This is a genomic window from Burkholderia sp. JPY481 (assembly GCF_038900515.1).
GTDB classification, from domain to species: domain Bacteria; phylum Pseudomonadota; class Gammaproteobacteria; order Burkholderiales; family Burkholderiaceae; genus Paraburkholderia; species Paraburkholderia youngii.
The window spans coordinates 335,198-358,265 of the sequence record NZ_JAYMRT010000005.1 but is presented as its reverse complement, the minus strand read 5'-3'; the positions used below and the strand labels follow the sequence as shown (position 1 = coordinate 358,265).

Genomic DNA, 23,068 nt, shown 5'->3' with positions numbered 1-23,068 from the left:
CTAGGGTTGGGCTGCGCTGGTGGCGGCCGAGCCGCCTAGCGATTGGATGTAGGTCACCAGCGTGGTCAGCTCCTGCTCGCTCAGGTCGAACTTCGGCATGATGGGTGCGAAGCCCTTCACGACGCGGGCCGTCGGGTTGCGGATGAAGGCGCGCAGATACGCTTCGTCCACCTTCGCGGTGCTGCCGTCGGCCATCGTTTCGGTCTTGCCGTACAGGCCCTTCCAGGTGGGGCCCACGCGCGGACTGCCGTCCACGGTATGGCAGGCGAAGCAGCCCTTGGCCTCCGCGAGCGTCTTGCCCTGGTTAGCGAGCGCCTGGGCGCCGCCGCCTGCAGCGGCGGTTGCGGCCTGCACCCTGGCCTGCTGCTGCGCGAACGTGCTCTGCTGCGCCAGCCAACGCGAGAACGATGCTTCGTCTTCTACCACCACCACGCCGCGCATGTTGGCGTGCCCGAGACCGCAAAGCTGCGCGCACAGGATGTCATAACGCCCGGCCCTGGTCGGCGTGAACCAGAAGGTGGTCACCATGCCGGGCACTATGTTCATGCGCGCGCGGAACGGCGGTACGTAGAAGTCATGCAGCACGTCGCGCGACCGTGTCAGGACCTGGATCGGCCGGTTCAACGGCAGGTGCACCTCGGGTGTCTCGATCAGGTAGTTGTCACGGCCGTTGGGGTCGCCGGGGTTCATGCCGAAGGGGTTGTCGTTGCTGATGTAGCGCACGTCCGTCGTGCCCAGCTTGCCGCCGGGGCCGGCAAAGCGGAAGCGCCATTGCCATTGCTGGGCGAACACTTCCATCTGCAGCACGTTGCGCGGCGGCCGTACGTAGTCCGCGTAGACGAAGAGTCCCGGTGCCAGCAACGCTGCCACGCCTACCGAGGTCAGGCCGATCAGCCACCATTCCAGGCGCCTGTTGTGCGGCTCGTAAACAGCGCGATGACCCCTGCGGTGGCGGTAGCGCAGCAATGCGATCACGATGAACAGGTTGATCGCGATGAAGAACACGCCGGTAATGACGAGCGTGATCGTCAGCATGTCGTCCATGCGCACCCAGTTCGAAGCGATCGGCGTGGTCCACCACGGGCTGGCAAAGTGAAACCCCACCGCCAATACGATGATCAGGAACAGGGCAATCGCAAGCGACATAGGTCACCTCGCTGCGCGTCACTCGCTGGGAGCCGCTAACAAAAGGCTCCAGGCGTCGGCGCCGCCTTGCCGTACTTCGGTACTGTCCGCGCCGGCACGTCTTTAGACCAAAGGTAGTCCTCTCCTTTGCATCGTGCAAGGCTGCGCAAGGGGGAAGCGCGCCCCATGTATGAGCGGATGAATGGAGGAGTCGCTTGCTGCGATGCAGTGCAAAACGGCCGCCTCCTGCATCGATTTCCCAGGCCACCTACGCCTCCTGATGGCACGCGGCAGGGGTACGATAAACAGCATGACCCGTTGAGGGACTCCTTGATCGATGGAGAGCCGACATGAGACGTCTTTATTTCCTCGTACCTGACACGACGACGGCGAAGGCGATCGTAGACGACTTGCTGCGGGCGCGGATCACATGGCGACATATCCATGTCCTCGCGAATCACAGTGTCGCACTCGAACAGTTACCCGAGGCATCCTTACTGCAAAGCAGCGACGTCGTGCACTCGCTCGAACGCGGCGTGGCGCTCGGCGGTGCGACCGGCGCGCTTCTCGGCCTCGTGGCACTGGTGTTTCCTCCCGCGGGGCTCACCATTGCGGGCGGAGCCGTCGTCGCATTGACGTTGACAGGTGCCGGCTTCGGGGCCTGGACGGCCACGATGATCGGCGTCGACGAACCGAACGCACGACTCGAGCGCTTTCGCGGCGCCATACGTGACGGCCAGATCCTGATCATGGCCGACGTGCCTGGATCGCGCGAACAGGAGATCGAGCAGATGGTCGCGCATCATTTTCCGAAGGCCGATCTCGAAGGTGCGGAGCCGACGACCCCGATCTTCCCCTGAGAAGCAGTCGAGACGAGCCCATCGGTGCCCCTTGCAGTGAAGCCTTCAGAGGGGAACCGTGAGGTTTGCAAGAAGGGGAGCCGCAGCCTTGTTTCGTCACGTTCCGGACAGCCATGAACCTTGCCGCCCAGGTTGGGTTCAATCACGATTGCCTGCTTGCGGCGTGAACTGACTGTGACCGTCAGTTCACGCCCCGACTGATACACCTGACGCGACTCACCGCGCCGCCGACTTCCCCCGCCCAGGCACCGCCGCGCCATTGCCATCGCCGTTGCTGGTCGCCGCCACGCGCGTCTCGGGCATCGCCGCCCACACCAGCAGCACCGCGAGCGCACCGGCCGCCGCGAGGCAGAAGAAGCTCACCATGTTGCCGAAACGATCGGCGACGAAGCCCGCCGCGGTCGTGCTCAGCGTCGCGCCGATGCCGGCCGCGAGTCCGAACAGGCCGATACACAGGTTGTAGCGGCCCTTGTCGCCGGCGACGTCGGCGGCGATCAGCGGCAGCATCACGCCAAACACCGCGGCGCTCAAGCCGTCGAGCATCTGCACCGGCACGAGCAGATAAGGGCTGCTGATGCCCGCGAACAGCAGCGCGCGCAGCGGCAGTGCGGAGAAGCCGAGCAGCAGGATCGGCCGGCGGCCCCAGCGTTCGGCCGAGCGCCCGACCCACGGCGACATCATCGCGACGATCGCCTGCGGCACGATGATGCACGCCGCGATCACGAGCTGCACGTTGTCGCCCATGCCGGCCGTCACTTCGCCGGCTGCGAGGTTCAGCATCGCCGCGTTCGACAGATGGAACAGCACGATGCACGCGGCGAACAGCAGCATGCGCCGGTCGCGCAGCAGCTCGCGCAGGCTTTCGCGCCGCTCGAGCTGCTCAGGGGTGGGCAGCGCTTGCGGCAGCTCGATCGTGTCGGTGCGCTGGATCATCGATAGCGCGATCAGCGCGGGAACCGCGAGACCGGCGGTCAGAAAGAACACCGCGCGCGGCGAGTAGTACTCGCCGAACAGACCCATCAGACCGGCCGCTACCGCACTGCCGATCGACGCCCAGCGCGCATTGCGGCCGAGCCGGTCGCCGAGATTCGCGCGACCCACCAGCGCGAACGAGATCGCCGCGAGCGCCGGCGTCAGCATGCAGCTCGCGAAGCCGTGGAACACCTCGGCGGCGATCACCGGCAGCACGGTCGGGCTCATCGCGAGCAGCATCGCGCTCAGGATGATCGCGGTGATCGCCCACGCGGCCGCCGCTTTCTTGTTGCGCAGTGCGTCGACCGCGGCGCCGCCGGGCACCTGGCTGACCATCGCGCTGATCGTGCCGACCGAGAGCACCATGCCGATCTCGCCCTGGGTCCACTTGTGCGACGCGAGATACGACGCGATGAACGGCCCGAAGCCCGTCTGCACATTGGCGACGAAGAAGTTGAGCCAATCGAGCGCGCGCAGACTTCGCGCCGTGACCTGAGTGCGGACCGTCATCGCACCGCCCGTGCGTTGGAAACCGCGACGGCCGACGCCGCCGGCGGCGCCGAGCTCGCCGGCGCGGCGCTCGCGGCAGGCTGCGCCGGCGGACCGGGGGGCGGCGCGGGCGACACCGCGCGGATCGGCTTGTCGGCCACATAGGGCGGCGTCGCGTTGATCTGCGCGTCGCTCAGATCGAGCTGCGGATGCAGCTCCTTGTCGCGCGTGACGAAGCGCAGCGCCGACCAGTTCGCGGCGATCGTGCGCCGGTCGGTGCTGACGGTGCCGCTCACGTCGAGCACGACCGCCTGCGGCTGCGCGTTGCCGTCGATCAGCACGTCGACCACGCGGCCCACCTTCGCGCCGTTCGCGCGCTCGACGGTCGCATCGAGCAGCGCCAGCTCCAGCGCGTTCGTCTTGTTCGCGGCGGCCGGCACCGCCGTCGCCGTCAGCGTGATCGGCGCGCCCTTCGCGGTCGGCGTGAAGTGGAACGTGCCCCACGGGAAGTTCACCTTGCGATCGCCGACGCCGAGAAAGCCCTGCAGATTGACGACCATCTCGCGCGGCTTGCCGGCCGCGTCGGTGGTCATGTCGACCGCGCGGCCGACCACCTTGCCGTCGGGCTTCTGCACCTGGCTGTCGAGCAGCGTGCGCGCGTCGCTGCGCTCGATCGTGCGCAGCACGATCAGCGGCGGCGGTGGCGGGGGCGGCGGCGGCGGAGCCGGCGCGACGACGGGCGGCGGCGGCTCGACCTTGTGCGGCTTGACGACCGGCTTCTTCGGCTTCTTCGGCTCCTCGGGCCCTTCGTTCGTCTCGGTCTCGACCGGCTCGGGCGCGGAAGCGGCGACCGGCGCGCTGGCCGGCTCGACCGGCATCACCCGCGCGTCGACGATCGGCGCCTGCTGCGTACCCCACAGCAGGCTGCTGCAACCGGACAGCGCGGCGAGCGCGAACAGCGCGGCCACGGTGCATAGCCAGCGGAAAAGTCGAAGCATCTCTAGCGAATCAGGCGAATCGAGCGGGCGAAGCGATCCAAGCGGTCCAATCGGGACAATCGGCAGGCGCCCGGCGGGGCGCGGAAAACCGCCAGTCATCAGGAAAAACTCCACGGGCAGGTGCGGACGGGCGCGATGAGCCGCCGCGGTTGGAATGGGGTACGGCCCAGAGTTTAACCTGCGCTGCCGCGCGGACAGGCTTTCGCGGACAGGCTTGCAGGCGTTTCGCCGATGCTCTGCCGATATTGCGCTGCACGGCGCGTGCCTGCAACGCGATCACCGAAGCGGGTGCGGCGCGTTTCGCGGCCGCTCGAATGCCGTAGGTGTAAACGCGCGCAGCGCTAGCGCGAGCGACCGTCACGCAAAAGTTATAAGTCGCGCGACATGCCCGGCATGCCATACATGCGATTGGACGCATAGTTCTCTTCACCTACATTTCGACTCAGAAAAGCGTTACCCACACCAACAAATCCACGAGACGAACCTGATGACGGCCGCGCTGGCGGCCGTTTCAGCGCGCTGATAAAGGAGGCACTCATCATGATGGAACCCCAGGCCCTCGCGAATTCCGACGTCGCGAGCGAATCCTTCGACACCGGATCATTGCGCGGTAAGGGCTTGCTCGACCGCTACTTCGACATTTCCGCGCGCGGCAGCACGCAGCGCCAGGAGATCGTCGCGGGCATCACGACCTTCCTAGCGATGGTTTATTCGGTATTCGTCGTGCCGGGCATGTTCGGCAAGGCGGGCTTCGACACCAGCGCGGTGTTCGTCGCCGTGTGTCTGACCACGGCGTTCGGCTCGCTGCTGATGGGCGTGTGGGCGCGTCTGCCGATCGCGATCGGCTGCGCGATCTCGCTGACCGCATTCACCGCGTTCGGCCTCGTGCTCGGCAAGGGCCTGCATCCGAACGTCGCGCTCGGCGCGGTGTTCCTGATGGGCGTCGTGTTCACGACGATTTCGGTGACCGGCGTGCGCTCGTGGATTCTGCGCAATCTGCCGACCGGCATCGCGCACGGCACCGGCATCGGCATCGGCCTGTTCCTGCTGCTGATCGCCGCGAACGACGTCGGCCTCGTCGTCAAGAATCCGGGCGCGGGGCTGCCGGTGTCGCTCGGCAATATCACGGCGTTGCCGGCGCTGATGTCGGTCGCCGGACTCGCCGCGATCTTCGGGCTGGTGCGGCGGCGCGTGCCGGGCTCGATCCTGATCGTGATCGTCGCGATCTCGGCGATCGGGCTCGCGATCGATCCGGCCGTCGCGTTCCACGGCGTCTTCGCGGTGCCGTCGTTGAGCGCGCCGGGTCATGCGTCGCTGATCGGCGCGATGGACGTGAAAGGCGCGCTGTCGATGGCGGTGCTGCCGAGCGTGCTCGCACTCGTGATGACCGCCGTGTTCGACGCGACCGGCACGATCCGCGCGGTCGCCGGTCAGGCGGGACAACTCGACGAGAACGGCCGCATCATCAACGGCGGCCGCGCGCTGACCGCCGATTCGCTGAGCTCGATCTTCTCGGGCCTGCTCGGCGGCGCGCCGGCGGCCGCGTATATCGAATCGACGGTCGGGGTCGCGGCGGGCGCGAAGACCGGGATGGCGGCGGCGGTCGTCGGTCTGCTGTTCCTGGTCGTGATGTTCTTCTCGCCGCTCGCCGCGCTGGTGCCTTCGTACGCGACCGCGCCCGCGCTGATGTACGTCGGGCTGCTGATGCTGTCGAACGTCAGCAAGCTGCATATGGACGACATGGTCGACGCGATGGCGGGGCTCGTGTGCGCGGTGTTCATCGTGCTGACCGCGAACATCGTGACCGGCATCATGCTCGGCTTCGCGACGCTCGTGATCGGACGCGTCGTCAGCGGCGAGTATCGCAAGCTCAATGTCGGCACCGTGGCGATCGCGGTGGTGCTGGTCGGGTTCTATCTCGGCGGCTGGGCGATCTGAGTTTCGTTGCAGGTAGTCGTGGTTCTCCACCTTGACGCGGTGCGTTGCGGTTCGGTCCGCGGCGTGCCGCGTATCTTTTTGTCCGGTCCTGGGTGCCCACCTGTCCTTGACTTCCGCGCCGGCGCTTCTAAACCATAACCTTATGGTCAAGTCCTGCATGCGCAGGAAAGGAGACGCAGATGGAACCGCAACATCGCATCGGCAGCCGGGAAGAGTGGCTGGCCGCGAGCCGCGCGCTTCTCGCCGACGAAAAAGCGCATATGCGCGCCGGCGACGAACTCGCGCGCAAGCGCCGCGAATTGCCCTGGGTCAAGGTCGACAAGCTTTATACGTTCGATACGCCTGACGGCCGCAAGACGCTCGCCGAACTGTTCGACGGCCGCAGCCAGCTGATCGTTTATCACTTCATGCTGGGCCCGGACTGGGAGGAGGGCTGCGTCGGCTGCTCGTTCCTGTCGGACCATATGACCGGCATTCTCACGCATCTGGTCCATCACGACGTCAGCTATGTGACGGTATCGCACGCGCCGCTCGAGAAGATCGACGCGTTCAAGCGGCGCATGGGATGGACGTTTCCGTGGGTGTCGTCGAGCGGCAGCGATTTCAATTTCGACTACCACGTGTCGTTCACGCCCGAGCAGCTGGCGAGCAAAAAGGCGTTCTACAACTTCACCGAGCAGGACGTCGGCATCGACGAACAGCATGGCCACAGCGTGTTCTACAAGGACGAAAACGGTGACGTGTACCACACGTACTCGTGCTACGCGCGCGGCGACGAGCGCTTCGTGAACACCTACGCGCTGCTGGACATCGCGCCGAAGGGCCGCAACGAGCAGAGCAATCTGACCGACTGGGTCAGGCATCACGACCGCTACGACGATCACGCGCGCGCGGCGTGCCCGGCCTGCGGATCGTACACGGTGTGAAGCGGTGAAGCGGGTCGACGCGGAGGGTGAGGGGCGCGCGCCGCGCTAAGCAGGCGCGCTGCCTCGCGCTGTATCAGCGTTGCAAAGCTCGTTACAGCGCCATGTCGAAGGCGGGTTTGAGGAATATTTCCATCGCCATCACGATGAGGCTCATCGCCGCGGCGGCCAGCGTCAGAACGCCGTATTCGTCGTAGCGCGTGTCGTACAGACACGCGACGACGAACAGAATCGCCATCAGGTTGGTCAGCCAGTCGAAGTTCAGCGCGAAGCTCATCGGTCGAATCGGAGCGGGGATGCGACGGTGCAATCGCACCGTCAGGTGCCCGCGATTCTAGCGAAATGAGCTTACGGATTCGCAACGGCCGCGCTTACACAGTTTACGGTGCGTGAAGCGCGCAAAGCCCCGTCAGACGGCGCTTTGCGGCACCATCATGTCGCGTTCGATCCATTCGATCACCGACGTGCGCCGCGGCTGCCAGCCAAGCAGCTTGCGCGCGCGTTCGCCGCGCACTCGGCTATTCGAGCCGAGACCGTACGAGGCCATTTCGTAGCCCCATTCCTGTTTCGCGGCCTCGAGCGGCCAGTTTTGCGGCGCGCCGAGCTTCATCGCGCGCGCGATCGCGGCGCTCATGTCGCTGAACGACGCTTCGCCGCTTTCGACGAAATAGAACGTGCCGGCAGGGGTTTTATCGAGCGCGAGACGATACAGCTCGGCGACGTCGTCGATATGCACGTTCGACCAGATGTTGCCGCCGCTGCCCACATGACGCACGACGCCGCTCTTTTGCGCCTGGCGCACGAGCCGCGGCAACTGCACGCTCGCGCTGCCGGCCACCGCGCCGTGACCGTAGATCAGCGTATTGCACAGCACGGCCGAGCGCACGTTGCGTTGCGCGGCGTCGAGCACCAGCTGATCGATCGCGACGCGCGCGGCTTTGTCGGCGGTCGGGGTGGGCAGCGCGTCCTCGTGATAGATGCGCGCTTCACCGGCTTCGCCGCCCGACGCATCGCCGACGATGCTCGAACCGCTCGTGTGCAGGAACACCTTGCCCGAACCCGCGAGTCCGTCGATCAGCGCGCGCACCGCGCCTTCGTGATCGCTGCTCGCGGCGTTGATCACCGCGTCGGCCGCTTGCGCTTCGGCGATCAGCAACGCGCGGTCGTCGAGCGTGCCGATGACCGGCTCGATGCCGAGCCGTTGCAACTCGGCGCTGTGTTCGGGCTTGCGGATCAGACCGCGCACCTGATGGCCGGCGCGCGCCAGATGCGCCGCGATCGAGCCGCCGATAAAACCGCTTGCGCCAGTAACGAAAATCTTCAAGACGTTCTCCTGAGGGAAATGCTGGGACAGGTGCGCAGTATCGCTCGCGCGGATTCTCGCAAAAAGCGTGTTAGTCTCAAATCAATCTTGATTTGAAATCAATAATGAAAACCTCCACGGACGAATTGCTCGTATTCGTCACCGTGATCGACAGCGGTTCGATCACGGCGGCGGCCGAGAAGCTGGGTCAGACCGTCTCAGGCGTGAGCCGCGCGCTAACGCGCCTCGAACAGAAGCTCGACACCGCGCTGGTGCGGCGTACGACGCGGCGTCTGCATCTGACCGAGGAAGGCGACGCGTTCCTGCGTCGCGCCCGCGCGATTCTCGACGCGCTCGAAGAGGCCGAGGAGTCGGTCGCGCGCGGCCGCGAACGGCCGTCGGGGCGCTTGCGCGTCGATGCGGCGTCGCCGTTCATGCTGCATTGCGTGGCGCCGCATATGACCGCGTTTTCGGCGCTGTATCCGGAGATCCGGCTCGAACTGACCAGCAACGAGCGGATCGTCGATCTGCTCGAACAGAAGGTCGACATCGCGATTCGGATCGGCGCGCTGCAGGATTCGACGCTGCATGCGCGCGCGCTCGGCGAGAGCAGGCTGCGCGTGCTCGCGAGCCCGGCGTATCTGGCCGAGCATGGCGAGCCGACCACGCTCGATGCATTGCGCGCGCATCGGCTGATCGGCTTTACGGCGCCGGAGCATCTGAATCGCTGGCCGTTGAGGGAAGGGGGCCGCGGAACGAAGCGCGTCAAGGGACCGCGGGACGAAGCCGCGCTGCTGAAGATCGAACCGTCGATCACCGCATCGAGCGGCGAAACCTTGCGGCAACTGGCGCTGAGCGGCTGGGGCATCGCCTGTCTGGCCGACTTCATGACTGCCGCCGACGTGCGCGACAACCGCCTCGTACCGATTCTCGGTAACCTGCTCGTCGACGAACGGCAGCCGGTGCATGCGGTGTACTACCAGAGCGCATCGCTCGCGGGGCGTGTGCAGTGCTTCCTCGATTTCATCGCGGCGCGGGTCAAGCTCTGATCCGCGTCGCGGCGCCTTCTCTCCTATAACTCAGATATCGGCCGAGCCGCGCCGCGAAGGTGTATATACAACTGTGGGTTCGGCCGCCGAGCCCACGCCGACCCATGCGCCCCGCCTCCGCCGCATGCGACCCACGGCCAAACTTGCCGATTCCGCACCGAACCACGCCGCAAATAATGGAAATCCCCAGGCAGGAAATCTCGAAAAAGAAGTTGTATATACAAGACTCGCCGGCTAGACTTATTTGAACTTGTATAGACAGGACGACAACCATGATTCTGAAGCCCGGCTACCTGACCCTCCCGCAACTGCGCCAGATCGCACGCGAGCAGGTCACCCTGCAACTCGATCCCGCGAGCCACGCCGCCATCGACGCGTGCGCGCAGGCAGTCGCCGACATCACCGCCAAGGGCGAGCCGGCTTATGGCATCAACACCGGCTTTGGCCGCCTTGCCAGCACGCACATCCCGCGCGATCAGCTCGAACTGCTGCAGCGCAATCTGGTGCTGTCGCACGCGGTCGGCGTCGGCGAGCCGATGTCGCGCCCGGTCGTGCGTTTGCTGATCGCGCTTAAGCTGTCGAGCCTCGGCCGCGGCCACTCGGGCATCCGCCGCGAAGTGATGGAAGCGCTGATCGCGCTGTTCAACGCCGACGTGCTGCCGGTGATTCCGGTCAAGGGCTCGGTTGGCGCCTCGGGCGACCTCGCGCCGCTCGCGCATATGTCGGCGATCCTGCTCGGCGTCGGCGAAGTGTTCGCGAAGGGCGAGCGCATGCCGGCCACCGAAGGTCTCGCGCTCGTCGGCCTGAAGCCGATGACGCTGCAGGCGAAGGAAGGTCTCGCGCTGCTGAACGGCACGCAGGCGTCGACCGCGCTCGCGCTCTACAACATGTTCGCGATCGAAGACCTGTTCCGCACGGCGCTCGTCGCCGGCGCGCTGTCGGTCGATGCGGCGATGGGCTCGGTCAAGCCGTTCGATGCGCGCATCCACGAACTGCGCGGCCATCAAGGCCAGATCGACGCGGCCGCGGCTTATCGCTCGCTGCTGCAAGGCTCGGCGATCAACGTGTCGCACGCCGATTGCGACAAGGTGCAGGACCCGTACAGCCTGCGCTGCCAGCCGCAGGTGATGGGCGCGTGTCTCGACCAGATGCGTCAGGCCGCCGAAACGCTGCTGACAGAAGCGAACGCGGTTTCCGACAATCCGCTGATTTTCCCGGACACCGGCGAAGTGCTGTCGGGCGGCAACTTCCATGCCGAGCCGGTCGCGTTCGCGGCGGACAACCTTGCGCTCGCCGCGTCGGAAATCGGCGCGCTCGCCGAGCGCCGCATCGCGCTCCTGATCGACGCGACGCTGTCGGGCCTGCCGCCGTTCCTCGTCAAGGATGGCGGCGTGAACTCGGGCTTCATGATCGCGCACGTGACGGCTGCCGCGCTCGCGTCGGAGAACAAGACGCTCGCGCATCCGGCCTCGGTGGATTCGCTGCCCACTTCGGCGAACCAGGAAGACCACGTGTCGATGGCGACGTTCGCCGCGCGCAAGCTCGGCGATATCGCCGACAACACCGCGAACATCCTGTCGATCGAACTGCTCGCCGCCGCTCAGGGCGTCGATCTGCGCGCACCGCACAAGACCGGCCCGAGCTTGCAGAAGGTGATGGACCTCGTGCGCAAGGACGTCGCGCACTACGAGCTCGACCACTACTTCGCACCGGATATCGCGGCGGTCACGAAGCTCGTGCAGGCAGGCGCGGTCGCGAAGCTGAGCCCGTTCTCGTTCGTGTCGGAACAATGAGTCGTCGAGAGCGCGGATCGAAACAATGAACGCACCCGCTTATCAGGGCATCAAGGACTTCATCCTCGCGCGCATCCACGCGGGCGAATGGGCCGAAGGCGATCAGGTGCCCTCCGAAAACGAGCTTGCGCGCGAGTTCAGCGTTGCGCGCATGACGGTCAACCGCGCGTTGCGCGAGCTGACCTCGGAGCAGGTGCTGACACGCGTACAAGGCTCGGGCACGTTCGTCGCCCGGCCCAAGTACGAGTCCACCCTGGTGGCGATCCGCAGCATCTCCGATGAAATCGTCGCGCGCGGTCACCGCTATCAGGCGAAGGTGCTGAACATCGGCGCCAGCATCGCCGACGCGGCGCTCGCCGAAGAGATCCAGGTGAGCGCGGGCAGCCCCGTGTTTCATTCGCGTCTGCTGCATTTCGAAAACGACGAGCCGGTGCAGCTCGAAGAACGCTGGGTCAATCCGGCCGTCGCGCCCGAATACGGGCTGCAGGACTTCACGAACACCACGCCGAACCAGTACCTCATGCGCGTCGCGCCGCTGCAGCGCGTCGAGTACCGCATCGAGGCGCTCGCCGCCGACGACATCACGCGCGAGCTGTTGAACATGAGCGAACGCGAGCCGTGTCTGGTGCTGCACCGGCGCACGTGGTCGCAAGGCGCGGTCGCTTCGATCGCGAACCTGTGGCACCCGGGCACCCGTTACCGCTTCACTGGGCATTTCTGAATTCGCTTTTTCGCGCTTTTTCGCGCTTTTTCGTCTTCGCCGAATCTTTATCGAACATCGTCACGCATTCCGAGGGACACCATGAACAATCCGAAACACATCGATCCGCGTCTTGATCCGACTCGCACGATCCGCGCACCGCGCGGCGCGGAAAAGACCTGCAAGACCTGGATCGCGGAAGCCGCGTACCGGATGATCCAGAACAATCTGGACCCCGAAGTCGCCGAGCATCCGCACGCGCTCGTCGTGTACGGCGGCATCGGCCGTGCCGCGCGCAACTGGGATTGCTTCGACCAGATCCTCGCGTCGCTGAAGGATTTGAACGAAGACGAAACGCTGCTGATTCAATCGGGCAAGCCGGTCGGCGTGTTTCGCACGCATGCGGACGCGCCGCGCGTGCTGCTCGCGAATTCGAACCTCGTGCCGCATTGGGCGACCTGGGAACACTTCCATGAACTCGATCGCAAGGGCCTGATGATGTACGGCCAGATGACCGCGGGCAGCTGGATCTACATCGGCAGCCAAGGCATCGTGCAGGGCACCTACGAGACCTTCTTCGCGGTCGCGAACGAGCACTTCAACGGGGAGCCTGCGGGCCGCTGGATTTTGACCGGCGGCCTCGGCGGCATGGGCGGCGCGCAGCCGCTCGCGGCGACGATGGCGGGCTTCTCGATGATCGCGGTCGAATGCGACGAGACGCGCATCGACTTCCGTCTGAAGACGCGCTACGTCGACAGGAAAGCGAAGACGCTCGATGAAGCGCTCGCGATGATCGACGAAGCGAAGAAGGCCGGCAAGCCGATCTCGGTCGGCCTGCTCGGCAACGCCGCGGATGTGTTCGCCGAGTGCGTCGCGCGCGGCATCACGCCGGACTGCGTGACCGACCAGACCAGCGCGCACGATCCGATCCATGGCTACCTGCCGCAGGGCTGGACGGTGGAAGACTGGCGCGAGCGTCAGAAGACCGCGCCGGACAGCATCGTCACGCCGGCCAAGCAGTCGATGGCGAGGCAGGTGCAGGCGATGCTGACGCTGCAGGAACGCGGCGCGGCCACGCTCGACTACGGCAACAACATCCGTCAGATGGCGCTCGAAATGGGCGTCGAAGACGCGTTCGATTTCCCCGGCTTCGTGCCGGCGTATATCCGCCCGCTGTTCTGCGAAGGCAAGGGCCCGTTCCGCTGGGTCGCGCTGTCGGGAGACCCCGAGGACATCTACAAGACCGATGCGAAGGTCAAGGAACTGATCCCCGACGATCCGCATCTGCACAACTGGCTCGACATGGCGCGCGAACGCATCGCGTTCCAGGGCTTGCCGGCGCGGATTTGCTGGGTCGGCGTGAAGGATCGTTATCGTCTCGGCCAGGCGTTCAACGAAATGGTCAAGAACGGCGAGCTGAAGGCGCCGATCGTGATCGGCCGCGATCATCTCGACACCGGTTCGGTCGCGAGCCCGAACCGCGAAACGGAATCGATGAAGGACGGCTCGGACGCGGTCAGCGACTGGCCGCTGCTGAACGCGCTGCTCAATACCGCGGGCGGTGCATCGTGGGTGTCGCTGCATCACGGTGGCGGCGTCGGCATGGGCTTCTCGCAGCACTCGGGCGTCGTGATCGTCGCGGACGGCACCGAAGCCGCGCACCAGCGCCTCGGTCGTGTGCTGCTGAACGATCCGGCCACCGGCGTGATGCGTCACGCGGATGCGGGCTATGAACTCGCGCAGCAAACGGCGCGCGAGGCTGGCCTCAATCTGCCGATGCTGGGCCGCTGATCGTGATCCAGGCCCACCACGCGGGCGACATCGCAAACGTCACGCTGATTCGCGGCGCCGAGCTCGTGGCGGCGCCGTGGAAAAACGGCGGCGGCGTCACGCGCGAGGTCGCGGCGTTTCCGTCGCCACGCGGCGGGCAGGGCGCGGCGAGCGCCGACTTCGTGTGGCGCGTGAGCGTCGCCGAGGTCGCGCAGGCTGGGCCGTTCTCGCGCTTCGACGGCGTCGACCGGACGCTCGTGTTGCTATCGGGCGCGGGCATGCTGCTCGATGAGCTGGGCGATGCGGGCGTCGTCAACACGCATGTGTTGCGACAGCCGCTCGATCTGGCGCGCTTTAGCGGCGAGACGCGCATCGACGCGCAGCTCGTCGATGGCGCGACGCGCGACTTCAACCTGATGGTGCGCCGTGACGTGGCGCAGGGCGAGTTGGACGTGTGGCGTGTCGGCGCAAAGCAGAATGAGCGGCGCGTGCTCGATGGCGACGTGGCGCTGCTGTTTTGCGCGGGCGGCGCGGTCACGGTCGCGTTGACGGCGGACCACGCGCAAGCGGTCCGGCTCGACACCGGTGACGCGCTGCGCGTCGACGGGCCGAGCGCGCTCGCTTGCACGCTAACGGGCGACGGCGCGTTGCTCGCCATCACGATCCGCTACACGCGATGACGATTCATACGTGATGAGGCATTGCATGCGCTCCATCACGGCCAACCAATCCACAGACACGCAACGAGCGGCAAAGAGCACGCGATGAAGCAAACCGTCTGGCATCACCTGAATTTGTGCCCGCAGGGCGATCCTCGCCACACGCTCGCCGATGCCGCGATCGCCGTCGAAGACGGCCGCATCGCGTGGCTCGGCGCTCTCGCCGAGTTACCCGCGCAATACGCCGGATGGCCGCGCGAAGATCTGCGCGGCGCGTGGGTGACGCCGGGCCTGATCGATTGTCATACGCACCTCGTGTATGGCGGCCAGCGCGCCGACGAATTCGCGCAGCGGCTCGCGGGCGTCAGCTACGAAGAAATCGCGCGACAGGGCGGCGGCATCGTGTCGACGGTGCGTGCGACGCGCGCGGCGGACGAAGCTTCGCTGTTCACGCAAGCGGCGGCGCGGCTCGAACCGCTGCTCGCCGAGGGCGTGACGGCGATCGAAATCAAATCGGGCTACGGTCTCGATCTCGCGAGCGAGCGCAAGATGCTGCGCGTCGCGAGACAACTGGGCGAGCGCTATCCGGTCACGGTCTATACGACGTTTCTCGGCGCGCACGCGCTGCCGCCCGAATTCGCGGGCCGCGCCGACGCGTATATCGACGAAGTCTGCAACACGATGCTGCCCGCGCTCGCGGACGAAGGCCTCGTCGATGCGGTCGATGTGTTTTGCGAGCGCATCGGTTTTTCGCTGGAGCAAAGCGAGCGTGTGTTCAACGCGGCCGCGCGCTACCAACTGCCGGTCAAGATGCACGCCGAGCAGTTGTCAAACGCCGGCGGCGCCGCGCTCGCGGCGCGGCATCGCGCGCTGTCGGCGGATCACCTGGAGTTTCTCGACGAAGCCGGCGTCGCCGCGATGAAGGAAGCGGGCACCGTCGCGGTGCTGCTGCCGGGCGCGTACTACTTCATCCGCGAGACGCAGTTGCCGCCGCTCGAACTGCTGCGGCGCTACGAGGTGCCGATCGCGATTTCGACCGACAGCAACCCGGGCACGTCGCCGGCGACTTCGTTGCTGCTGATGATGAACATGGCGAGCACGTTGTTTCGCATGACCGTGCCCGAGGCGCTGCAAGGCGTCACGACGCATGCGGCGCGCGCGCTCGGCAAAGCCGGGGAGCACGGTGCGCTGCAGGTGGGTCGCGCGGCCGACTTCGCGGTGTGGTCGGTCGATTCGCTGGCCGAGCTCGCTTACTGGATTGGCCGGCCGTTGTGCGCGCGCGTCGTGCGCGCGGGCGAAACCGTTTACGCGGCGCGGGTCGAGTGTGACCTGAACCCGAACTAGAACCTGAGAGATGACGCAATCCAATCAATCGCTGTTCGCCGCCGACGCGTATCTGCCCGAGGGCTGGCGCCGCAACGTGCTGCTCGAATGGGACGCGCGCGGCACGCTGAGCGCCGTCACGCCGGATCAACCCGGAGCGCCGGCCGGTGTGCCGAAAGCGGCCGGCCCGCTGATGCCAGGCATGCCCAACCTTCACTCGCACGCGTTTCAGCGCGCGATGGCTGGGCTCACCGAATATCGCGCCAACGCGACCGATAACTTCTGGTCGTGGCGCGACCTGATGTATCGCTTCGCCGCGCGCATCACGCCGGAAGGCCTCGCGAGCGTCGCGCAGTGGCTTTACATCGAAATGCTGAAGGCGGGCTATACGTCGGTGTGCGAGTTCCACTACGTGCATCACGCGCAGGACGGCCAGCGCTACGCGAATCAGGCCGAGCTGGCGCAGCGCGTGGTCGATGCGGCAGCGGCGAGCGGTATCGGCATGACGATGCTGCCGGTGCTGTATCAGTACAGCGGCTTCGGCGCGCAGGCGCCGCGCGACGATCAGCGGCGCTTCATCAATACGCCGGAGAGCCTGCTCGATCTGCTCGGCACGCTGCGCGCCGCGCGCCCCGAACATGCGGCACTGCGTTACGGTGTGGCGCCGCATTCGCTGCGCGCGGTATCGGACGCATCGTTGCGCGCGCTGCTTGACGGCATCGACGCGAGCGCGCCCGTGCATATCCATATCGCCGAACAGACTGCCGAGGTCGACGCGTGCATCGAAACCGAAGGCGCGCGGCCGGTGCAATGGCTGCTCGATCGTTTCGACGTGGACAGCCGCTGGTGTCTCGTGCACGCGACCCATGTCGATGCGAACGAAACGCTCGCGCTCGCGAAGAGCGGCGCGGTCGCCGGTTTGTGTCTGACCACCGAGGCCAATCTCGGCGACGGCATTTTCCCGGCGTACGACTATCTCGATGCGCACGGCCGCATCGGCGTCGGCTCGGATAGCCATATCGGCGTCGACTGGCGCGCCGAATTGCGTCTGCTCGAATACGGCCAGCGTCTGACGCGCCGGCAGCGCAACGTGCTGGCGTCGGCGCAGGCTCCGCATGTCGCGGACCGCCTGTATGCGGCTGCGCTCGACGGCGGCGCGCGCGCAACCGGCCGCGCGGTCGGTGCGTTGCAGCCCGGCCATCGCGCGGACTGGCTCGTGCTCGACGCCGATCATCCAAGCATCGCCGAGCACGAGCGAGAAGCGTGGCTGTCGGGCGTTGTATTCTGCGAGCACGGCGATACGCCGATCCGCGACGTCTATGCGGGCGGCATCAAGGTTGTCGACGAGCGCCGGCATCGCGACGAAGAGCGCGCATATGCGCGCTATCGCGCGGCGTTCGCGGAACTGCTCAAATAACGCCGATCAGCGCCGAACCGATTCTCCGATCCCACTGATTCCGGACTGACATGACTGCTTCGAACCTCACGCCGGTTTTCTCGCTGCATCAGGGAAGCCTGCCGCTACTGATCTCGATCCCGCATCTGGGCACGCAAATCCCCGCCGACATTGCCGCGACGATGACGCCTGTCGCGCAACGCACCGACGATTGCGACTGGCATCTCGATCGCCTCTACGCATTCGCGAAGGTTCTCGGCGCGTCGTTCCTCACACCGACCTACGCGCGCTACGTGATCGACCTGAACCGTCCGCCCGACGGCGCGAATCTGTACCCGGGGCAGGACACCACGGGTCTCTTGCCGGTCGATACGTTCGACAAGGAGCCGCTCTATCGCGACGGCCATCTGCCCGACGACGCCGAAGTCGCGCGCCGTCGCGACGCGTACTGGAAGCCGTATCACGACGCGCTCACCGGCGAGATCGCGGCGCTGAAGGCGAAGCACGGCAAGGTGCTGCTGTGGGAAGCGCATTCGATCCGCTCGCGCGTGCCGCGTTTTTTCGACGGACGTCTGCCGGACTTCAACTTCGGCACGTCGAACGGTGCGAGCGCGGCGCCGGGACTAGCTGACGAACTGGCCGCGCTGGTCGAACGCCACGGCGGCTATACGGCGGTCGCGAACGGCCGCTTCAAGGGAGGCTATATCACGCGCCAATATGGCCAGCCCGAAGAGGGTGTGCATGCGGTGCAACTCGAACTGTCGCAGATCACGTACATGGAAGAGCGCTTGCCTTATGCGTACGATGAAGCCCTCGCCGCGAAGGTCGCGCCGCTGCTCGAAGCGCTGGTGACGACGGCGCTCGCTCGCGTGAAAGCCGCCTGACGCAGAGGTGTCCTGACGGGTGCCTCGCAGGCCCCGTCGGCGTGCATCGCTTAGCGGATCGCGAAGGTGTAACAGCTTGTGTCCGTGATTGCACATCGGCGCGATCATATGGAATGGTTTGGGCGTCGAGCGCGCACAGCGTATCGTGCGCCGGCTGTTTCACGACGCGGCGCGCCATGAAAAAAAAAGCCCCGCGAAAGCGGGGCTTTTTATGTGCACCGCGTCCTTGGACACGGTTTCACCGCCATCAGTGGCAGCGCTTTTCCCAGTGATGATGAACCTTCACCTTATGGCACTCGTGGTGATGTTCATAAGCTTGAGCGGGAGCGATCGCGCTCAGGGTAGCGACGGCTGCGGCGATGGCGAGAACGATTTTCTTCATTACAAAACCCTTAAGTCAATGTTGTGGAGCGACCAATGCAGCACGACGCGTGCCGCATCGGCGTGTAAGCATGCCACATCGAAGGGACGCGGATAGGAACGGTGCGCAATTGCGTGTGTCAATGCAACACGCGATGTGTTGTAAGCCCTGTTTTAGCGTGCTTTGCGCTGAATTGGCCGGTGCCTGCCGTGTCATACGTGTACCTTCGGTATCGGGGCCTCACCGCAAGCAAGGCGGCGCAGCGGCATTGCACGCGACACCGCCAGACGACTACCCTTTCAAAACGATGACATGCGCGACGCGGTCATCGATTCATCAGGCGAAAAGATGGAAGACCCAGCGATGGAAGATTCCGACGAATTGCTGCTGCCAGTCTGGCGCGCGAACCTGGTGTTGCTGACCAGCGAGGTTGGCGCCGCGAGCCGGCTCGCGCGCATGATGACGTTTTCCGCGAGCTATCTGAAGCTGATGCTGTCCGGCCAGCGCGAATTCAGCGAGGAATTCGTGCGCGGCGTCGAGGCGGTCACCGGCTTGCCGGGCGGCTGGATGAACGTGCCGCACAGCGGTCACGAGATTCCGCCGAATGCGCGCGAGGCGATCGACAACGAGCAGCCGCTCGCGCGCTTTCGCGGCACCGCGCATCCGGTGCGCAAGAAGACCGTGCTGCGGCCCGAGCCGATCTTTGGGCAGCCGGGGCCCGCGCGTCGCGTCGAGGAAGAAACGCTCGATGTCGAAGCGCACCGCCGTCATGTGCATTTTCGCAAGGTACGCGATGTCGCGACGCAGGAAGTGCGGCGCTTCGAGCGGCATCTGCTGCATGCGCCGGTCGAACTCGCGTCGATGCGTGCGAAGGTCGAGGACGTCATGGCCGCGGCCGAGCTCGACGACCGCATTCAGGCCGACCTGGAGGGGCGGCTCGAACAGATCGACAAGCACCGGCACATGCTGCTGCGGCACGTGGAAAAGCTGCAGGCGCTGCTGAGCCAGCTCGACGACGGCGAGTGATCGCGATTCACGCCGGCCCGGCCCGAAACGCGCGGGCCGGCGATGTGCTACAACGACGACACGAATCTTGCCGAGGTGGATCTTGGAGAACATCGTCGTTACGTTGGCGCACGTATCGATCGTGGAGATCGGGCTTGCGTGCCACGAGCGGCGCGCGTGGAGCGGGGTGCGTCGTTCATGACGCGCGCGCGCAGGGTCGCCGCATGCATCGGCGCGCTCACGCGAAGCGTGCGCGCCGCCGCGTTGCTTGCGGCGCTGACGGCCGCGAGCGGCATCGCGTTGCCCCTTTGCGCGATCGCCGCCGAAATCGCCACCTCCGCCAACGAACGCGCTCCTGCGACGATCGAGCGCGACGTGCATTTGTTCGTGATCCAGAAAGACGGCTCCATCGAGGAACACGACGACACCGTGATGCGCGCCGACACGGCGAGCGGCGTCGACGCGATCGCGCAACGCTATGTGTGGTTCAACAAGGACATCGAGCAGGTGCAACTGCTGGCCGCCGAGACGATCGACCCTGACGGCACCGCCCATGCGGTCAGTCCCGAAGCGATCCGCGACGTGCAGGAGCCGCGCTCGTCCGGCGCGCCGAGCTTCGAGGACGGGGTATTGCGCACGGTGATCTTCCCCGGCGTCACGACCGGCTCGCGCGTGCATCTGGCGTTTCGCAAGACCCGCGCGAAGCCGCTGCAGGTGGGCACCTTCGGTTATCTGGTCGAGCCGTCGCTCGAGCCCGTCGACGAGCAGCGTCTGATCTTCGATCTGCCCGCCGACGTGCCGCTCTATACGGATGCACGCGGCTACGTCGCGGTGCCGCCCGTCACCGCGAACGGGCGCACCCGCTACGAGTTCGACTATCGGCACGGCCCGTATCCGCGCGTCGAAGCGGGCGCGGTCGGCTATGCGAATTGGGGCGACCGGCTGATGGTGTCGACGGTGCCGGACTTCGCGAGCTTCGCCGAGCGCTATCGCGGTCCCGCCGACAACGACGCGACCCGCGACGATCCGGCGATCGTCAGTCTCGCTCAGCAACTGACGGCCGGCCTCAGTGATCCGCGCGACAAAGCCCGCGTGTTATACGACTGGATGCGTCTGAACATCCGCTACGTCGCACTTTTTCTCGGCGAGACGGCGGCGATTCCGCACAAGGCGGCCGATATCCTGCGCAACCGCTACGGCGACTGCAAGGACCACGTCGCGCTATACGGTGCGTTGCTCGCGGCGGTCGGCATTCGCAGCGAGCCGGTGCTGCTGAATCTCGGCCCGTACTACACGCTGCCCGAGGTGCCGGGCTACGGCGCGAGCGCGATCAATCACGCGATCATCTGGATTCCCGAGCTGGCGCAATTCGCGGACACGACAGCGGGCGGCACCGCGTTCGGCTATCTGCCTGGCGGCGTGATGGACCGGCCGGTGCTGCTCGTCGGCGATGGCGTGCTCGCGCGCACGCCGACCACTCAGCGGCACGAACGCAACGCGCGCGTGCAGATCGACATCGATGAAAACGGCACCGCGCGTTACGCGTACCGCGTCGAAGACCGGGGCTATCCCGCGGAGATCGAACGCAACACGTTCCGACGCGCGACGCGCCAGGGCGCGCAGCAGATTGCCGCGAGCCGTCTGCTGAAAACGGGCTTGCATGGCACCGCGCAGTTGCAGACCGACGACGTCGACGTGACCGGCGGACCGTTCGCGACCTCGATGCAGGGCAGCGTGCCGCATCTGATCTGGCCGGACGGCACGACCGCGGTGCCGGCGCTGACGAGCCTCGCCGGCGGCATGAACTCGCAGATCGAGACGTGGCTAGCGGAGCCCGTCAGAACGCAGCCGTGGGCATGCATCGGCGGGGAGTTCGATGAGACGCTGGAAATGAGTTTGCCGCGCTTCGTGCGCGTGACGGACCTGCCGACCGACAGCACGGTCGAGGACCCGCTGCTCTCATTTGCGTCGCGCTACGTGTTCGATCCGGCGACGCGCGCGTTGCAGGTCACCCGGCATCTGCGCGCCGCGTTCGGCCACCAGATGTGTACGGCTAACGAGTTCGCGGCGATTCGCGACGACCTCGTGCGCATCGAGCGCGATCTGGATGCCGAGGTGGTCGTCCGGGCGGCGAGCGCGACGCAGTAGCGCGCCCGCGCCGGCCGTAAGCCGGGCAGGGCCGCTACGATTCACTGGACGGCGAGCTTAGGTGCCGCTCTTCGTCACCACCGGCACCCACGCGCCGTTCTTCACCTGATACAGCGTCGACGCGCCGCTCTTCAACGCGCCGGTGTTGTCGAACGAGATCTTGCCGGTCACGCCGTCGTAGTCGATCGACTTGAGCACCGGGCGGTACACGTTCGGCGAGTCGGATTTGGCCTGCTGCATCGCCTTGATCGCGACCCATGCGCCGTCGTAGCCGAACGGCGCATACGACAGCACATCCGCGCCGAAGCGCTTCTTGAACTTCGCGTTGAAGTCCTTGCCACCCGGCAGTTGCGCGAGCGGGCGGCCGTATTCCCAGGCCATCGCCCCGTCGGACGCGTCGCCCGCGAGCTTGATGAAGTCTTCGTCCATCACGCCGCCGCCGCCGACCAGTTGCGCGTTCAGGCCGAGCTGCTTCATGCGCCGCGCGAAGCCCGCCGCCTGGCTGTCGAGGCCGGCAAAGAACACGAGGTCCGCATTGGCACCCTTGAACTTGGTGATCTGCGTGCTGAAGTCGACCGCGTGGTTGTCGGTGTAGTCGCGCGCGACGATCGTGCCGCCGTGTGCCTTTACGGCCTTCTCGAACTCGTCGGCTTCGCCCTGGCCGAACGCGGTGCGATCGTCGATGATCGCGATGCGCTTGGCCTTCGTTACCTCGACCGCATAAATGCCTGCGTTGCCGGCGTTCTGCGCATCGGTCGAAATCACCATGAAGGTATTCGCGAAGCCGCGGCCCGTGATGATCGGATTCGTCGCGGCGGGATCGAGCACTGGAATGCCGGCCTGCTCGTAGACCTGCGAGGCCGGGATCGTCGTGCCCGAGTTGAAGTGGCCGACCACCACCGCGACGCCCGAATCGACCAGCTTCTGCGCGGCCTGCACGCCGACGCGGGGGTCGGCCTGGTCGTCCTGCGAGACGATCTCGAAGTGCGCGACCTTCTCGCCGATCTTGATCTTCTGCGCGTTGGCTTCGTCGATCGCGAGCCGCACACCGTTTTCCAGATCCTTGCCGTAACCGGCATTGGCGCCCGTCAGCGGCGCGGCAAAACCGATCTTGACCGGCAGGTCGTCGGCAAAACTGGCGACAGGCGCGACGGCAAACATCGCACCCACGAGCATGGCCAGCGGTTTCAGCGTGTTGCGAAGACTCATGGTCTCTCCTTGCATCGACGGTTGTTATGAAAGCGGTACGACAGCAATGCGGTACGACACGTGAGGCCGAGGGGAGCCCTCGCGCATCGCAAGGCTACGAAGGATCGGTCGCCGCTCAAATGCTGGAATACGCGCAGTGACGTTGCGCTTCACAGCGTGTTCG

20 protein-coding genes are annotated in these 23,068 nt (G+C 66.0%); 13 read left to right on the top strand and 7 right to left on the bottom strand.

The window, feature by feature from the left end; translation table 11 throughout:
• Entirely contained in the window at positions 1-1,146 is a 1,146-nt protein-coding gene (locus VSR82_RS15995; protein ID WP_429460178.1) for a c-type cytochrome, read from the bottom strand.
• Positions 1,147-1,475: 329 nt separating this feature from the next.
• Between VSR82_RS15995 and VSR82_RS15990 the strand changes: the two genes are divergently transcribed.
• Entirely contained in the window at positions 1,476-1,985 is a 510-nt protein-coding gene (locus VSR82_RS15990; protein ID WP_013089052.1) for a hypothetical protein, read from the top strand.
• Positions 1,986-2,201: 216 nt separating this feature from the next.
• On the opposite strand, the gene VSR82_RS15985 is transcribed toward VSR82_RS15990, so the two are convergent.
• Positions 2,202-3,467 carry an MFS transporter gene (locus tag VSR82_RS15985; RefSeq protein WP_368624167.1) on the bottom strand — a complete coding sequence of 422 codons (1,266 nt, stop codon included), beginning with the start codon at positions 3,465-3,467 and terminating at the stop codon, positions 2,202-2,204.
• Complete coding sequence (locus tag VSR82_RS15980; protein ID WP_498857898.1) at positions 3,464-4,444, bottom strand: PRC-barrel domain containing protein; 981 nt, start codon at positions 4,442-4,444, stop codon at positions 3,464-3,466. The genes VSR82_RS15985 and VSR82_RS15980 overlap by 4 nt, the downstream gene beginning before the upstream one ends.
• Before the next feature lie 540 nt (positions 4,445-4,984).
• On the opposite strand from VSR82_RS15980, the gene VSR82_RS15975 reads away from it, so the two are divergent.
• Both VSR82_RS15975 and VSR82_RS15970 read left to right on the top strand, forming a co-directional pair.
• The gene (locus tag VSR82_RS15975) at positions 4,985-6,382 is read left to right on the top strand and encodes an NCS2 family permease (protein ID WP_368585540.1); all 1,398 of its coding nucleotides are present in this window, start codon (positions 4,985-4,987) and stop codon (positions 6,380-6,382) included.
• A 179-nt stretch (positions 6,383-6,561) separates the two neighbouring features.
• Entirely contained in the window at positions 6,562-7,308 is a 747-nt protein-coding gene (locus VSR82_RS15970) for a DUF899 domain-containing protein (RefSeq protein ID WP_498857897.1), read from the top strand.
• Between the two features lie 91 nt (positions 7,309-7,399).
• Here VSR82_RS15970 and VSR82_RS15965 read toward each other — a convergent pair whose 3' ends face one another.
• Together VSR82_RS15965 and VSR82_RS15960 are read right to left on the bottom strand one after the other, a co-directional pair.
• A complete protein-coding gene (locus tag VSR82_RS15965) occupies positions 7,400-7,582 on the bottom strand; it encodes a hypothetical protein (RefSeq protein WP_368585542.1) in 183 nt (60 codons plus the stop codon).
• 132 nt (positions 7,583-7,714) lie between these two features.
• Positions 7,715-8,629, bottom strand: a complete 915-nt coding sequence (locus VSR82_RS15960) for an NAD-dependent epimerase/dehydratase family protein (RefSeq protein WP_429460171.1) — start codon at positions 8,627-8,629, stop codon at positions 7,715-7,717.
• Between the two features lie 104 nt (positions 8,630-8,733).
• Between VSR82_RS15960 and VSR82_RS15955 the strand changes: the two genes are divergently transcribed.
• The 8 genes from VSR82_RS15955 (at position 8,734) to hutG (ending at position 18,182) form a co-directional block, all read left to right on the top strand.
• Positions 8,734-9,657 carry a LysR substrate-binding domain-containing protein gene (locus tag VSR82_RS15955; RefSeq protein ID WP_368585544.1) on the top strand — a complete coding sequence of 308 codons (924 nt, stop codon included), beginning with the start codon at positions 8,734-8,736 and terminating at the stop codon, positions 9,655-9,657.
• A gap of 272 nt (positions 9,658-9,929) precedes the next feature.
• Entirely contained in the window at positions 9,930-11,450 is a 1,521-nt protein-coding gene (gene hutH / locus VSR82_RS15950) for a histidine ammonia-lyase (protein WP_429460169.1), read from the top strand.
• 25 nt (positions 11,451-11,475) lie between these two features.
• On the top strand, positions 11,476-12,171 hold the full coding sequence (gene hutC / locus VSR82_RS15945; RefSeq protein WP_368585546.1) for a histidine utilization transcriptional repressor HutC: 696 nt from the start codon (positions 11,476-11,478) through the stop codon (positions 12,169-12,171).
• Positions 12,172-12,252: 81 nt separating this feature from the next.
• Positions 12,253-13,941, top strand: coding sequence for a urocanate hydratase (gene hutU, locus VSR82_RS15940; protein ID WP_368585547.1), 1,689 nt, complete (start codon positions 12,253-12,255; stop codon positions 13,939-13,941).
• 2 nt (positions 13,942-13,943) lie between these two features.
• Complete coding sequence (locus tag VSR82_RS15935) at positions 13,944-14,600, top strand: HutD/Ves family protein (protein ID WP_429460165.1); 657 nt, start codon at positions 13,944-13,946, stop codon at positions 14,598-14,600.
• Positions 14,601-14,684: 84 nt separating this feature from the next.
• On the top strand, positions 14,685-15,923 hold the full coding sequence (hutI, locus tag VSR82_RS15930) for an imidazolonepropionase (RefSeq protein ID WP_498857896.1): 1,239 nt from the start codon (positions 14,685-14,687) through the stop codon (positions 15,921-15,923).
• A gap of 10 nt (positions 15,924-15,933) precedes the next feature.
• Positions 15,934-17,319 (top strand): formimidoylglutamate deiminase, encoded by a 1,386-nt coding sequence (locus VSR82_RS15925; RefSeq protein ID WP_429460161.1) that lies wholly within the window; start codon positions 15,934-15,936, stop codon positions 17,317-17,319.
• A 50-nt stretch (positions 17,320-17,369) separates the two neighbouring features.
• Positions 17,370-18,182: an N-formylglutamate deformylase gene (hutG, locus tag VSR82_RS15920; protein WP_410851902.1), complete on the top strand. Its 813-nt coding sequence runs from the start codon at positions 17,370-17,372 to the stop codon at positions 18,180-18,182.
• A gap of 247 nt (positions 18,183-18,429) precedes the next feature.
• On the opposite strand, the gene VSR82_RS15915 is transcribed toward hutG, so the two are convergent.
• A complete protein-coding gene (locus VSR82_RS15915; RefSeq protein WP_013089067.1) occupies positions 18,430-18,564 on the bottom strand; it encodes a hypothetical protein in 135 nt (44 codons plus the stop codon).
• Between the two features lie 342 nt (positions 18,565-18,906).
• Here VSR82_RS15915 and VSR82_RS15910 point away from each other — a divergent pair, with 342 nt between their 5' ends.
• Positions 18,907-19,569 (top strand): hypothetical protein, encoded by a 663-nt coding sequence (locus VSR82_RS15910; protein WP_026228072.1) that lies wholly within the window; start codon positions 18,907-18,909, stop codon positions 19,567-19,569.
• Positions 19,570-19,746: 177 nt separating this feature from the next.
• Positions 19,747-21,696 (top strand): DUF3857 domain-containing transglutaminase family protein, encoded by a 1,950-nt coding sequence (locus VSR82_RS15905; protein WP_498857921.1) that lies wholly within the window; start codon positions 19,747-19,749, stop codon positions 21,694-21,696.
• 57 nt (positions 21,697-21,753) lie between these two features.
• Here the strand turns inward: VSR82_RS15905 and VSR82_RS15900 are convergent, their stop codons facing one another.
• The gene (locus VSR82_RS15900) at positions 21,754-22,905 is read right to left on the bottom strand and encodes a branched-chain amino acid ABC transporter substrate-binding protein (protein ID WP_368585552.1); all 1,152 of its coding nucleotides are present in this window, start codon (positions 22,903-22,905) and stop codon (positions 21,754-21,756) included.
• Between the last annotated feature and the right edge of the window lie 163 nt (positions 22,906-23,068).

Coding starts and splice junctions, on each gene's coding strand:
- VSR82_RS15995 (WP_429460178.1), bottom strand. CDS start 1,146: ATGTCGCTTGCGATTGCCCTGTTCCTGATCATCGTATTGGCGGTGGGG.
- VSR82_RS15990 (WP_013089052.1), top strand. CDS start 1,476: ATGAGACGTCTTTATTTCCTCGTACCTGACACGACGACGGCGAAGGCG.
- VSR82_RS15985 (WP_368624167.1), bottom strand. CDS start 3,467: ATGACGGTCCGCACTCAGGTCACGGCGCGAAGTCTGCGCGCGCTCGAT.
- VSR82_RS15980 (WP_498857898.1), bottom strand. CDS start 4,444: ATGCTTCGACTTTTCCGCTGGCTATGCACCGTGGCCGCGCTGTTCGCG.
- VSR82_RS15975 (WP_368585540.1), top strand. CDS start 4,985: ATGATGGAACCCCAGGCCCTCGCGAATTCCGACGTCGCGAGCGAATCC.
- VSR82_RS15970 (WP_498857897.1), top strand. CDS start 6,562: ATGGAACCGCAACATCGCATCGGCAGCCGGGAAGAGTGGCTGGCCGCG.
- VSR82_RS15965 (WP_368585542.1), bottom strand. CDS start 7,582: ATGAGCTTCGCGCTGAACTTCGACTGGCTGACCAACCTGATGGCGATT.
- VSR82_RS15955 (WP_368585544.1), top strand. CDS start 8,734: ATGAAAACCTCCACGGACGAATTGCTCGTATTCGTCACCGTGATCGAC.
- hutH (WP_429460169.1), top strand. CDS start 9,930: ATGATTCTGAAGCCCGGCTACCTGACCCTCCCGCAACTGCGCCAGATC.
- hutC (WP_368585546.1), top strand. CDS start 11,476: ATGAACGCACCCGCTTATCAGGGCATCAAGGACTTCATCCTCGCGCGC.
- hutU (WP_368585547.1), top strand. CDS start 12,253: ATGAACAATCCGAAACACATCGATCCGCGTCTTGATCCGACTCGCACG.
- hutI (WP_498857896.1), top strand. CDS start 14,685: ATGAAGCAAACCGTCTGGCATCACCTGAATTTGTGCCCGCAGGGCGAT.
- VSR82_RS15925 (WP_429460161.1), top strand. CDS start 15,934: ATGACGCAATCCAATCAATCGCTGTTCGCCGCCGACGCGTATCTGCCC.
- hutG (WP_410851902.1), top strand. CDS start 17,370: ATGACTGCTTCGAACCTCACGCCGGTTTTCTCGCTGCATCAGGGAAGC.
- VSR82_RS15915 (WP_013089067.1), bottom strand. CDS start 18,564: ATGAAGAAAATCGTTCTCGCCATCGCCGCAGCCGTCGCTACCCTGAGC.
- VSR82_RS15910 (WP_026228072.1), top strand. CDS start 18,907: ATGGAAGATTCCGACGAATTGCTGCTGCCAGTCTGGCGCGCGAACCTG.
- VSR82_RS15905 (WP_498857921.1), top strand. CDS start 19,747: ATGACGCGCGCGCGCAGGGTCGCCGCATGCATCGGCGCGCTCACGCGA.
- VSR82_RS15900 (WP_368585552.1), bottom strand. CDS start 22,905: ATGAGTCTTCGCAACACGCTGAAACCGCTGGCCATGCTCGTGGGTGCG.